General features: G+C 60.1%; 12 protein-coding genes and 1 tRNA gene. 6 read left to right on the top strand and 7 right to left on the bottom strand.

Features of this window, described 5'->3' with window-relative positions:
- A complete protein-coding gene (locus VL130_RS12325) occupies positions 1 to 315 on the top strand; it encodes a helix-turn-helix domain-containing protein (protein ID WP_325363218.1) in 315 nt (104 codons plus the stop codon).
- 14 nt (positions 316 to 329) lie between these two features.
- Here VL130_RS12325 and VL130_RS12320 read toward each other — a convergent pair whose 3' ends face one another.
- Both VL130_RS12320 and VL130_RS12315 read right to left on the bottom strand, forming a co-directional pair.
- Entirely contained in the window at positions 330 to 1,541 is a 1,212-nt protein-coding gene (locus VL130_RS12320) for a tyrosine-type recombinase/integrase (protein WP_325363217.1), read from the bottom strand.
- Between the two features lie 149 nt (positions 1,542 to 1,690).
- Positions 1,691 to 1,782 (bottom strand) — tRNA-Ser (locus tag VL130_RS12315).
- Positions 1,783 to 2,052: 270 nt separating this feature from the next.
- Between VL130_RS12315 and VL130_RS12310 the strand changes: the two genes are divergently transcribed.
- The 4 genes from VL130_RS12310 (at position 2,053) to VL130_RS12295 (ending at position 6,817) form a co-directional block, all read left to right on the top strand.
- On the top strand, positions 2,053 to 3,555 hold the full coding sequence (locus VL130_RS12310) for an exopolysaccharide biosynthesis polyprenyl glycosylphosphotransferase (RefSeq protein WP_325363216.1): 1,503 nt from the start codon (positions 2,053 to 2,055) through the stop codon (positions 3,553 to 3,555).
- A gap of 96 nt (positions 3,556 to 3,651) precedes the next feature.
- Positions 3,652 to 5,118, top strand: coding sequence for a lipopolysaccharide biosynthesis protein (locus VL130_RS12305; RefSeq protein ID WP_325363215.1), 1,467 nt, complete (start codon positions 3,652 to 3,654; stop codon positions 5,116 to 5,118).
- Positions 5,115 to 6,032, top strand: a complete 918-nt coding sequence (locus VL130_RS12300; RefSeq protein WP_325363214.1) for a glycosyltransferase family A protein — start codon at positions 5,115 to 5,117, stop codon at positions 6,030 to 6,032. Before VL130_RS12305 ends, VL130_RS12300 begins: the two co-directional genes overlap by 4 nt.
- Entirely contained in the window at positions 6,032 to 6,817 is a 786-nt protein-coding gene (locus tag VL130_RS12295) for a polysaccharide deacetylase family protein (protein ID WP_325363213.1), read from the top strand. The genes VL130_RS12300 and VL130_RS12295 overlap by 1 nt, the downstream gene beginning before the upstream one ends.
- Here the strand turns inward: VL130_RS12295 and VL130_RS12290 are convergent.
- Positions 6,814 to 7,170, bottom strand: a complete 357-nt coding sequence (locus VL130_RS12290; protein ID WP_325363212.1) for a VOC family protein — start codon at positions 7,168 to 7,170, stop codon at positions 6,814 to 6,816. The genes VL130_RS12295 and VL130_RS12290 overlap by 4 nt on opposite strands.
- 95 nt (positions 7,171 to 7,265) lie before the next feature.
- The gene (locus VL130_RS12285; RefSeq protein ID WP_325363211.1) at positions 7,266 to 7,478 is read right to left on the bottom strand and encodes a DUF7336 domain-containing protein; all 213 of its coding nucleotides are present in this window, start codon (positions 7,476 to 7,478) and stop codon (positions 7,266 to 7,268) included.
- 152 nt (positions 7,479 to 7,630) lie between these two features.
- Here VL130_RS12285 and VL130_RS12280 point away from each other — a divergent pair, with 152 nt between their 5' ends.
- Positions 7,631 to 8,071, top strand: coding sequence for an energy transducer TonB (locus VL130_RS12280; RefSeq protein ID WP_325363210.1), 441 nt, complete (start codon positions 7,631 to 7,633; stop codon positions 8,069 to 8,071).
- Positions 8,072 to 8,097: 26 nt separating this feature from the next.
- On the opposite strand, the gene VL130_RS12275 is transcribed toward VL130_RS12280, so the two are convergent.
- The 3 genes from VL130_RS12275 to VL130_RS12265 all read right to left on the bottom strand — a co-directional run bounded on the left by VL130_RS12275 (position 8,098) and on the right by VL130_RS12265 (position 11,733).
- Positions 8,098 to 9,387, bottom strand: a complete 1,290-nt coding sequence (locus VL130_RS12275) for an O-antigen ligase (RefSeq protein WP_325363209.1) — start codon at positions 9,385 to 9,387, stop codon at positions 8,098 to 8,100.
- Entirely contained in the window at positions 9,384 to 10,082 is a 699-nt protein-coding gene (locus VL130_RS12270) for a transcriptional regulator (RefSeq protein WP_325363208.1), read from the bottom strand. The genes VL130_RS12275 and VL130_RS12270 overlap by 4 nt, the downstream gene beginning before the upstream one ends.
- Positions 10,083 to 10,194: 112 nt before the next feature.
- The gene (locus VL130_RS12265) at positions 10,195 to 11,733 is read right to left on the bottom strand and encodes a GumC family protein (protein WP_325363207.1); all 1,539 of its coding nucleotides are present in this window, start codon (positions 11,731 to 11,733) and stop codon (positions 10,195 to 10,197) included.
- Positions 11,734 to 11,788: the final 55 nt, after the last annotated feature.

Below are 11,788 nucleotides of genomic sequence, written 5' to 3'. Positions count from 1 at the left end.
GTGTCTTTTGCTCTTGCAGGACACATCGCTCAGCAACACTATAACCTCGAAAATTCAACGAGGTGTGAAATGCCTGCTCCCCAGTTAGAGAACGGCCTTCCGATTTTCGCATACGACGTCAACGACTTTTGCCGGGCCGTCGGTATCGGTAAAACCAAGGTCTATGAAATGATCAAAGAAGGTCGCCTGAGGTCGGGTTTGCTGGAGGGCAAGCGGATAATACCAGTCGAGGAAGCAGAACGGATCATCCTGCTGGCGATCGACTCTGCGTCGGCATGTGCCAAGGCGCAAACGCAGCAACGCGCAGTCCTGTAGCCCTGGTGCCCTGATTATGCGGCCTTGCTGTCCGGGCGAACATTCTCCCCGTTAAGGTAGCGCGCCCAATCGTCCATCAGGCCGCGGCGTTTCCGCAAAGCTTGCCTGCGCCGATACGCTTTTTTCGTATCATCACCTACCGAATGCGCGAGCGCAAATTCGGTCGTCTTTTCCTCGTGTTCTGTTTCGTCGCCAGCCCAGTCCTGGAAGGACGACCTGAAGCCGTGGGGGGTGTAATGCCCCTTCTCCATTCTTTTCATGAGTGCACGCAGCGCATTGTTGGAAATCGGTTCTCCGGGGTTCTGGCCATAAAATACGACATTGTTTCTCATGGTTTTCTTCATTTCGAGCAGGATATCGATCGCGCGTTGTGACAATGGAACCATGTGATCGCGTTCGAGCTTCATCCGCTCTTTTGGGATCGTCCAGACCCGTTCATCAAAGTTCACATCAGTCATCAGCATCTGTTCGACCATGCCGGGTCGGGACGCGCATAGAATATGGAACTCTAGCGCTCTGGCGACTTTGGCTGTCCGTGTTCTCAGGTCACTGATGAAGTCCGGCAATTCCTCATATGGCATCGACGCGAAATGCCCGCGTGTGAGCTTCTTCCGCTTACCCAACAGATGCTCCAGATGACCTTCCCAGCGTGCGGGGTTTTCCCCTTTGCGATAACCTTTAACCCGGGCGGCATCCAGGATGGTCTCAATACGCCCCCTGAGCCGGCTGGCCGTTTCAGACTTGGTATTCCACAGATTGTCCCTGGTCAGGACGTGGTGGATATCATTGGTGTCTATGTCACATAGCAGTTTGTCATGAAGGGGGGCCGCATACACCTCAAGTGTCATTTTCCATTGTGCCCTGTGCTTCGCATTTTTCCACTGGCTTTCAATTGACTTAACGTATGCGTCCGCAAAAACCCTGAAGGTCGGCGTATCGGCTACCGTGCGATTACCGAGTTTGCGCTCGATGATCGGGTTTTTCCCACTCCTGACCATTTTCCGCGCTATGTCGGCCAGTTCCCGGGCTTCGGCTAAGGTGACATCGGTGATCCCACCAAGGCCCATTTCTTTTCGCATCCCGGGCATCCTGAAAAGAAATATCCACGCCTTTCCGCCTGTTGGCGAAATTTTCAGATAAAGCCCGTCGCCATCAGGGTGCCTGCCGGGCTTTGAAAGCGCCGCTACCCCCTTCGTCGTGAGCCTCTTTGCGGTACGATTTGCCATGAAAAAACCTGTCCCAAATCCCACCACCGATCCCACCAACGACGGCGGGTAGATGGGAACATTAAGGAAACCTACGATCAAGCCAAAACGCGCAAACCCTTATCACATAAGGGTTATCGGCCAGTAGTGGAAACTATGGAAAGGGGGGATGGCGGAGACGCAGGGATTCGAACCCTGGGTACCCTTTTGGGGGTACGCTCATTTAGCAAACGAGTGCCTTCAGCCTCTCGGCCACGTCTCCGTTATGGCTGAGTTAGCGTATTCGTTTTTAAAAGGCAACGCCGTTTGCAAAAAAGGTGCACAGCTTTGCGCGCCACCCCGCAAATCATCTCCGCAAGATGTCATCTCAAACACGAAAATATCGCTTTTCCGGCTTCGAACTTGCAAGCGGTTACCTGTCCTTTCCGTGCCGGGACAAGAAAAAATCAGGAAAATCGCCGCCTGTTAACTGACGCCTAAGGCAAATACCGTAGCGTAACCCGCAAGCATAGAATAAGCCCACAGTCAGGTCATGAACGCCGCCCTCCCCCGCCATACACTCGAAGACGTCACACGTCTGGACCCAAAGGACCGGCGAGGTCCGTTCCGGCCGGAAAAGCTGGTTTCGGCCCGCGAACGGCGCAGCGGCGACATGTTCGTGCGCCTGTTCCGCACCATCGATTTTCTGGCCCTGGTTTTCTTCGCCGTCATCTGCGCTAGGTCCGTGGCGCCGCATGGCTTTTTCACCAGTCCGCTCGGCAATATCCTGCCGTTTCTCGCCACCACGCTCGCCCTTTACTGGACGCTTTACGCCTGCGGCCTTTACCGTTTCGGCCGCAATGCCCGCGTCTGGATTCACATGGTCAAGCTGGCCATGGTCTTCGGCGCCGGCTATGTGCTGGCGGATTTCCTGGCTGATTTTTCCGTAAATGACTACGCCGTGACCGCCGCCGTCCGTTTCTGGGCCGCCGTCAGCCTGGTCTATTTCATGCTCCAGCATCTGTTGTGGTGGAGCCTGGTCGATCGCTGGCGCCGCCAGGGCAAGCTGATCCCCAGCATCGTTATCGTCGGCGCCACCAAACATGCCGAAAAGCTGGTCGAGGCCGCGCTCAAGGAACGCCACGTCAATATCATCGGCATTTTCGACGACCGCCTGGCGCGCAATCCCCATGCCATTTCCGGTGTGCCTGTGCTGGGCGACGTGCAGTCCCTGCTTAGCCACAAGATCACCCCCTATGTCGACCAGATCGTCGTGGCGCTGGATACCTCCGCCAAGGCGCGGGTCAAGACGATTATCGAAAAGCTGCGCAGCTTGCCCAATGAGGTGTCGCTGTTCGTCGATATGGATAATGATAATGCCGCCAAGGCCGCCTGGTCACGGGTGGCAGATATTCCGCTGGCGCGTGTCTCTGGCATCTCCGAAGACGATCACAAGGCCATGCTGAAACGCGCCGAGGATCTGATCATCGGCACCCTCGCACTGATCATTTTCGCGCCGCTGATGGCCGTTGTCGCCGTTCTGATCAAGCTGGATAGTCCCGGCCCGATCTTCTTCCGCCAGCGCCGCCACGGCTTCAATAACGAGGCGATCCGGGTGTGGAAATTCCGCTCGATGTATACCCACCTGACCGATCATACGGCGGCCCAGCAGGTCACCAAAGGCGATCCGCGCGTCACCCGCATCGGCCGCTTCATCCGCAAGACCAGTATCGACGAACTGCCACAACTATTTAATGTCATAAAGGGCGAGATGTCGCTTGTCGGCCCGCGTCCGCACGCCATCGGCATGAAGACCGGCCCCGATGAAAGCGCGCGCCTGGTCGCCGAATACGCCTGGCGTCACCGCATGAAACCCGGCGTCACCGGCTGGGCGGCGATCAAGGGGTCACGCGGCCCGCTTGATAATGCCGCAGATGTGCGCCGGCGCATTGGCCTCGATGTCGAATATATCGAGCGCCATTCAATATGGTTCGATCTGTACATCATGGCCATGACCATTCCCTGCCTGCTCGGCGACGCGAAAGTCGTTCGCTGATGCTCACGACTTTCGCTTTTTACATGAAGAGATACCTCGCAAAGGCTCGGGCGGGCGCTTGCCCTTGCCGAGGCATATACGCCTCGGAGTCTTTCAATGTTCTCTAAGGGTCTCTGGGGCTATCTGCCCGCCAATATCCTGCAAGGCCTGATCGGGTTCGCCACCCTGATGGTGTTCACGCGCGTGCTCTCGCCCGATGATTACGGCCGCTACGCCCTGACCTTCGGCATATCGAGCCTGGCCCAGACAATCTTCTTCACCTGGATCGAAGCCGCGATGGCGCGCTTCTATCCCGCCGAGTCCCGCACCGACCGTGAAGCCCCCGAACTTTACGGCACCCTCTACCGCCTGTTCACCGTCGTCGCCGTTGTCTTCGCCCTCGTCTGCGCGCTCGGCCTGTGGCTGTGGCCGGTATCAAGCGCGTCCGGTCAATCATTGAAAATGGCCATGGGCTTAGGCCTCGGCTGCGTTATCTTCCGCTCGCTGATCAAGCTGGTGCAGGAACAGCGCCGCTCCGAAGGCCGGGTTGGCGCGGCGTCAATGCTTGATATGATCCAGACTGCCGGCGGCTTCGCCCTCGGCGTCCTGTGCGCGACGGTTGGTCTGGGCGGCGCTTCGCCGGTCGTCGGCGGCGGCCTGATTGCCCTGATTTGCCTGCCGTTTGTTGTGCGTGAGGATTGGGGCCGTGCTCTCAAAGGCCGCTTCAGTGCGGAAAAAGCCCGCGCCTACGCCCATTACGGCTTCCCGGTGTCGGCCAGCCTGATCCTGACCCTGGCGCTCTATACCGCCGACCGCTTCCTGATCGCCTGGTTCCTCAATGACGCCGAGGCCGGCGCCTATCATGCCGGCTTTTCGCTGGCCTCGCGCATCCTCGATGTACTGTTCATCTGGTTCGGCGCCGCCGGCGGTCCGGCCATGGTCCACGCCCTGGAACACGGCGGTATAACCGAACTGAAAGACAATGCCCGCCACCAGATCCGCACCATGGCCTTCGTCCTGTTCCCGGCGGTCGGCGGCCTGATCATGGTGGCACCAGCGCTCGGCACTTTGCTGATCGGTGAGGGCCTGCGCGCCGATGCCCTGATGGTGACGCCCCTGATCAGCCTGGGCGCGCTGCTGTCCGGACTCAACACCTACTATTTCCTGCAAGCCTTCACCCTGGCCCGCAAGACCCGTCTGCTCGTCGTGGCCATGGCCGTGCCGGCCGTCAGCAATATCGCGCTGAACCTGCTGCTCATTCCGCTGATGGGCCTGATGGGGGCCGCCGTCGCCTCCGCCCTGAGTTTTGCGCTAGGTCTGGTCGCTTCGTGGCTGCTCGGCCTGAAAACCCTGGCCCTGCCCGTCCCCGTCCTCGACCTCGGCAAGACCCTGCTCAGCGTTGCGGTCATGATGGCGGCGGTCGCGTTAGTGCCGTCCACCCACCTGCCTGTTGTCGACCTGATCACCAAAGGCACGACCGGCGTTCTTGTCTATGCACTTCTGGCCTGGCTGTTCGATCTCAACCATATCCGCGAACCGGCTTTGAAAATCGTCAATCGCCTGCGTGCCAAGGTGTTCGCATGAGCCAGCTCTTTCGTAACCCTGCCTTCACCACTGTAACGCCGCGCTTGTCGGTGCTGATCCCGTTCTACAGGGAATCCCCGCTGGCCCTGCTGCGCGCCCTGCAAAGCCGCACGCCCGAAGCCCTGGAAATCATCCTGATCGATGACGGCTCCGGCATGGCGGAGATAACCGCCGAAACCAGCGCTTTTATCAGCCAGTCACCTCTGGCCTGCGAACTGATCACTCTGCCGCAAAACGAAGGCCGGGCGCGTGGCCGCAACCGCCTGACCGAAGCGGCGCGCGGCGACTATTTCCTCTTCCTCGATTCCGACATGCTGCCCGACGATCCAGCCTTCCTTGATCGCTGGCTGACCGAGGCCAATGGCCGGAGCACGGTCGTTTTCGGCGGCTTTTCGCTGATTCAAGCCCCCGATACGCCCGCTTTCGCCATCCACAAGACCATGGCCGGCCAGAGCGATTGCCTGAGCGCCGCCGACCGCAGCCAGCACCCCGAAAAATACGTCTTCACCTCAAACCTGCTCGTCCGCCGCGATGTGTTCAAAGCCGAAGGGTTCGACCCCACCTTCACCGGCTGGGGCTGGGAAGACACCGAATGGGGGATGCGCGTCGCGGCGAAATACGGCGTCGGCCATATCGACAACACGGCCACCCATATGGGACTCGACACGCCGGAAACCCTGGCGCGCAAATACGAACAATCGGTCGGTAACTTCAAACGCGTTGTCGAAAAGCATCCTCATGTCGTCTCTCAATATCCCAGCTATAAGGCGGCGAAACTGTTGAGAAAAATCCCCTTTATTGGTGCGCTTCGCCCGCTGATCAAAGCGGCCGGCCTGACCCCGCTCCTGCCGGTCAGGCTGCGCGCCTTCGCCCTGCGCCTTTACCGCGCCGCCCTTTACGCACAGGTGGTCTGATGACGGACATCTACACAGCCGACAGCTCTTTCTATGGCAAATTGCGCCGCCGGCTGGCGCGCCTGATCTACACGCGCCCGGCCCGCTTCGATGGCCTAAGACGCCCCCTGCTGACCGTCAGCTTCGATGACGCCCCCACCTCCGCCGCCCATGCCGGCGCGGCCATCCTCGAAAAATACGGCGCGCGCGGCACCTTTTTCATCTCCGCCGGCCTCTCCGGCAGCGACAGTCACCTGGGCGTCTATACCACCGAGGCGGAAATAAAAGCGCTTCATGCCGCCGGGCATGAAATCGCCTGCCACACCCACAGCCATCTTGATTGCGGCCGCGCCCCGGCGGCGGAGATTGCGCAAAACCTCGACCTCAGCGCCACGGCTTTCCGCCAGATGGGCCTGCCAAAGGCCGTCACCTTCGCCTATCCCTATGGAGATGTCTCCCCGCAGGCGAAATCAGTGCTCAATGACCGCTTCCTGGCCTCGCGCGCCCTGCACCACGGCCTGATCACGCCCGGCACCGACCTCAACCAGACCCCGGCCGTCGGCATTGAGGGCGCCGATGGCGAACAGACCGCCATTGACTGGCTGATCCGCGCGGAGGACGAAACTGCCTGGCTGGTGCTCTATACCCACGATGTCCGCGAAAACCCGTCCGACTGGGGCTGCACGCCGGCAACGCTCGAACGCCTGATCGTCCGGGCGCTTGATATGGGCTTCGATATCGTCACCTATGCCGAAGGCGCCCGACTGGCGTCCGGGCAGACCGCACAAAAGACCAAGGCGGCTTAATCCGCGGGCGGCTGCCACAGTTCAATCGGATTGCCTTCGGGATCATAGATGCGGGCGAACCTGCCCGTTTCCGGCGAGTCCCACTCCGGGTTCGTGGTCACCTCAACGCCACCGTCCCGCAGCGCTGAGATCAACTGATCCAGCGCCTTTACCCGGAAATTGATCATCCACTGCCTGTCGGCGGGGAAGTTATCCGTATCGCGCTTGAACGGCATGAAAAGGGTCGGCCCGCGCTCCGGCACCCACGGTGAGGCAAAATCGACCACAAGGCCCAGATGCTTGTCATACCAGGCCAGCAGGGCTTCGGGATTATCCGCCCGGAAAAACACGCCACCAATACCGACGACCGACATGAACACCTCCGTGTACCGTTAAAGCCAGGCTATCCTATGTGTCGATATTTCACAAACGATAGCGGTAGCGTGAAACTGACAAAGACGCTGCGCGCTTAAACCGTGCGATAACCAGCCGTCCAGCCCATCCGGTCAACGAGGTATTTATCAACGCTGAAGCCATCGGGGCTGTCCTTGAAACCCGGCAGGTTCAGCGCGCGTTCCTTCGCCCGTTCGGCCAGTTCGCGGCTTGAGAAAACACCAAGAAGCTTGACGTCTTCGTGGTCTTCGATGGTGCGAATATGGTGAAGCAGATAAACCTGATCCATGGCGCATCCCTGGTTTGACTCCGGCTCAGCCTATAGCTGGCAGGTAAAAGAAAAACGAAGTTTCATCGTTACCAGAAAGCCGATCTGGCTACAGGTTTTACAAACACGGTAATTACGCATATCTTCCTTTCAAATTTCTTGGGGGGGGAAATATGAAACGCTTCTTTGCAGTGATCTGTCTTGCCCTGCTTGCGACCTCTGCGGCGCGGGCGGAAACACCGACCTCCCAGCCTGACATGCGACACATGACGCTGAAGGAACTGGCAGCGTTAATCCCGGCTGAAGCGAAGTCCCGGCCGGGCCGAAACTATGTGACGGCCCGGAAAGTCTCTACGCCGGGCTACGACGCCATGCGGAAATATTACCCGGCGTCAGCCAAAGCGATCGGACAACGCGGCGTCGCCCTTCTGGAATGTCAGTTCGACGCGATGGGAAACCTGCTCAATTGCGACATTCTGGCCGAGCGTCCGGAAACCTATGGGTTCGGCGCATCGACAATAGATCTGGTGCAAAAGTATTTCACCCTCGATATGCGTAATTTCGAGGGTAAACCAAATGCCGACTGGATAAAGCTTATGGTCCGCTGGCCGTAGTTACCCCCTGAACGTCTACCGGGCCATCACCGCCAATTCAAATCCTTCGCGTCCTCATCCCTTGGCAGGGACAGTTTGACCAGCACCATGACGAACAGGCTCCAGCGCAGGTCGTTCCAGCTTAGCGCCATGCTTTCGGTCAAAGAAGACAGGCTGTAGATGCCCATTAGCGGCAGGGCGAAATAGCCGCCGTCGCCGCGCAGCATACGATAAAGCCCCTTGAGCCAGATTTCGGCGAAGACCAGCGCCCAGATGCAAAACCCGACGATCCCCAGCCCCAGCCAGGTCTCGTACCAGCAGGAATGGGCGTGATAGGCGCGAAACCCGGCCACGGCGGTAATCTTGGCCAGCGGCGCGTAATCCCCCTCGTCCGTCCACACCACGCCGTAGCCGTAACCGAGCCAGGGCCGGCTTTCCATCACGCGCGAGATGCCGTCCCAGATGAAGGTCCGCCCGGTCAGGGTCGCGTCCTTGCCAAGCAGGAGGTAAAGCTTATCGGGTGCGAACAGGATCAGACCGCACAACGCCAGCAGGACGCTTACCGCCAGCCAGGTCAGCAGGATGCCGAGCACCGGTCCGCGCCGCGCCAGGTAGATGAAGGCGATGCCGCCCATGCCGAGCACCAGGCAAACCAGCGCGGTCTTGGAGGTCGAGAGCACGGTCAGCGCCACCATGCCCGCCGCCATGATCCACCAGAAAAGACGCCGCCGGGGGTTATGCAGCGCCGCCGCAGCGGCCGCCACGAAACCGATCGACATGCACGAACCGAGATTGTTCTTTTCCAGCCACAGCCCGCGCCACGCGCCGGGGAAAAGGTCGTGCATCAGGCCGAGTTTGGGGATGAAAATGGCGAAAAAAGCCGAACCCAGCATCATCACCGTGAAGGCGAGCGCGATGACTTCGGTCAGGCGCGCCCACGAAAATCGCGCCGCCAGCGCATAACCGGCCAGCATGGTGAATGACAGGGCGATAAAGCGCCTAAAAGTGCCGGAGGGGTCAATCGACCAGACATAGGATATGGCGCACAGCATCAACAGGCTGAGTATCAGCGGCGTCCGCCACAGGGCGCTGAACATCTGCCGCCAGCAGATCACAGCCAGCGCCAGGCTCATCAGATAAAACGGATAATAAAAGTTGCGGACGATCAGGCCTGCCGCCGCCGACTGGGCGCCGTAACCGAACAGCGGACACAGCCAGGCCTGCGAAAAAACGAACAGAACGCTGGCGCCAAAGATCAGCGACAACCAGTCGTCGCGCCAGTCGGCTTTCAGGCCCGGCCACAAATCGGAGATCGCCTCCCCGATATGGCGCTTCACAGGGCGGCTAACCGCCCAAGCGGTCGCCTCACAGCCCCGCCCACGATCCGGCTGGCATTATTATAAACCATGCCCAGAAACCGGCCGCCGACCTGCTCGATGTCGTTCTTCAGGTCGATGCGCGCCTGAACATCGCCTTCGCCTTCGCTGACCACCATGATCACCCCGTCCATCAGGGGCGCCAGTTGCAGCGCCACGGTGGAGTCCGTCATCGCCGGCGCATCAACGACGATGGTCTGGGCGTGCTGCCGCAAGGCCTTCCAGTAGGTCGTCCGGTCGAAAATCCGCGCTTTTTGGCCGGGCGCGAGGTTCTTGTGGCGAAAGCGCGTCACCCACAGCCGGCGGCCGAGAAACGGCCGCGCCACCAGATAGTGCGTATCGGCCTCGCGTCCCGGCGGCGTCACGGTGAAAAAGACGGAGCCATCGGGCGTCGCCTGGCTAAGCGCGCCCGGCGGGCCGAAGCGTTCGGGATCCGCGGTCATGGCCTGCATCTGGCTTTGCCCCGCGAGATCAGCGTCAATCAACCAGACCGGTTTCCTGGCGAAGGCGGCTTCACAGCGGGCATATTCACGCGCCACGGTCGAAACGCCCTCGCCGCCATAGGCCGACACAAACATCAGCGCCCGGCCCTGCGCTGATTGCGGCCGGCCGAGCGCCGACATCAGGTCAGCCATTTCGCGTGTCAGATCAACCATGGATGCCACTAAAACCGGCGCGGACGCATTCATCCCCGCATCGAATCGATATCAGGAGTGTCGCAGCGCTCTGCATCCGTATCAAGGCGTTTAAGTTGCGCAATCCGTACACTTATGCGGCTTTCGTCTTCGCCTGGGCCAGCACCGGCAGATCCAGCGCCTTCGCGGCCATCTGCGCATTGGCGAACCCCTTGCGCGTATAGACCCGCAGCAGCCCGGCGCACAGGGCCGTGAACCCCGCGAACAGGAAGGACAGGATCAGGATAATGCGTTTCAGGCTCTTGGGTTTGTTTGGCATCTGGGCCTTCTCGACCACGCGCACGGTATCGTCGCCGGCCTTCATTTGCTGTGCCGCCTGGTTTTCCTGAATGCGCTGGGTGAAGGTCTTGATGCTGTCCTGCAAGGCGTTGCGCTCGGTCGCCAGCACATTGTACTCGGATTCCAGCCCCGCCAGCCCCTGAAGCTTGCTCATCACCTGACCGGCCTGCTGCTGCAACAAACGCATCCGCCCCGACACCGACGCCATATCGGCCTCCAGGTCGAACTTCTGGCTGAGCAGGCTTTGATACAGCGGATTGGCGCCCAGTTTGTGCGTCGCCTCGCCGATTCCCTTGCCGCTGTTCATCATGGCCTGCAACGAAGCGATCTGCGCATCGATGTCTTTCACCGGCTGCGCCGCCGGCAGGTAGCGCGACAGCAGGTCCTGACGCTGCTGCTGCAAGGCGAAGATCTTGTTCGGCACCGACAGATCGAGATCGCGCTCGATGCTCATTTCCGGGTTCAGGCGGGCGAGACTGCCCTTTACCTCGTTAAGCTTGGCCTGATCGGTGGCGTATTGCGTCTGCGCGGCATAGAGGTCGATCGTGACCTGATCGTATATCTTGGCGTAGGTCGCCCTGGCCGCGTCATAATCGGCCACGCCATTTTGCGCCAGAAACGCCTGATAGGTGCGGTCGGCGTCGGCCAGACGCGTATCGAAACTGTCCTTCTGCTTTTGCAGCAAAGGACCGGTCTGGTCGGCATAGACCTGCTGGCGGTAGGTCAGGTATTCGTCGATCAGGGTATTGAGAATCAGCGAAGCCGATTGCGCGTCCTCATGCCTGAAGGTCAGGCGCACCACATTATTCTGCGGCGCGGTCGAGGCCTCGAAACCGCCCTGCAACACCTTGAGCGCCGCCGCGTCCGCTTCGGCGCGGGCGGCGTCGGTTTTCGGGTCCCACAGGCTGGGCGACGATGGCAGAATGACCTTGTAGCCCAGCTTGGCGATCACATTGCGCTTCAGTTCGGTGGAGCTGAGGATTTCGACTTCCGACTGCACAACTTGGTCGATCGTCGCCGTTGCGCCGCGCGCCGCATCGCCGGCCACCGGTTCATAGACATAGTTCTTACCGAGTTGCATCAGCAGGCTGGCCCCGGCCGTATAGCTGGACGGCATGGAAAAAGCCGCCATCAGCCCCACGCCGAAAATGACGGCGAAAACGACAAGCATCAGCCACAGTTCGCGGAACAACAGGGCAATGATGTCGCCGAGACCCAACTGCATGAGACGCCTGCCCGCCGATTTGCCTGCGCCCGGCTGAGGCTGCCCTGCAGGCCGGCGCAAAGGCACCACCCGGTCGCCGTCATCGTCCCACACGTCGTCGGTGCGCATTGAGTCTCTTGTCCGTTGCAAAAATTCAGAAAAGTTTCAAACAGTTACCCTTATT

It is taken from the genome of Asticcacaulis sp. (assembly GCF_035497195.1).
Classification (GTDB): domain Bacteria; phylum Pseudomonadota; class Alphaproteobacteria; order Caulobacterales; family Caulobacteraceae; genus Asticcacaulis.
The sequence above is the reverse complement of the archived record's forward strand: the minus strand, read 5'-3'. Positions and strand labels throughout refer to the sequence as shown.

Excerpts from the sequence above, each read along its gene's own strand:
- VL130_RS12320 (WP_325363217.1), bottom strand. The coding sequence starts at position 1,541 with ATGGCAAATCGTACCGCAAAGAGGCTCACGACGAAGGGGGTAGCGGCG.
- VL130_RS12310 (WP_325363216.1), top strand. The coding sequence starts at position 2,053 with ATGAACGCCGCCCTCCCCCGCCATACACTCGAAGACGTCACACGTCTG.
- VL130_RS12305 (WP_325363215.1), top strand. The coding sequence starts at position 3,652 with ATGTTCTCTAAGGGTCTCTGGGGCTATCTGCCCGCCAATATCCTGCAA.
- VL130_RS12300 (WP_325363214.1), top strand. The coding sequence starts at position 5,115 with ATGAGCCAGCTCTTTCGTAACCCTGCCTTCACCACTGTAACGCCGCGC.
- VL130_RS12295 (WP_325363213.1), top strand. The coding sequence starts at position 6,032 with ATGACGGACATCTACACAGCCGACAGCTCTTTCTATGGCAAATTGCGC.
- VL130_RS12290 (WP_325363212.1), bottom strand. The coding sequence starts at position 7,170 with ATGTCGGTCGTCGGTATTGGTGGCGTGTTTTTCCGGGCGGATAATCCC.
- VL130_RS12285 (WP_325363211.1), bottom strand. The coding sequence starts at position 7,478 with ATGGATCAGGTTTATCTGCTTCACCATATTCGCACCATCGAAGACCAC.
- VL130_RS12280 (WP_325363210.1), top strand. The coding sequence starts at position 7,631 with ATGAAACGCTTCTTTGCAGTGATCTGTCTTGCCCTGCTTGCGACCTCT.
- VL130_RS12270 (WP_325363208.1), bottom strand. The coding sequence starts at position 10,082 with ATGGTTGATCTGACACGCGAAATGGCTGACCTGATGTCGGCGCTCGGC.
- VL130_RS12265 (WP_325363207.1), bottom strand. The coding sequence starts at position 11,733 with ATGCGCACCGACGACGTGTGGGACGATGACGGCGACCGGGTGGTGCCT.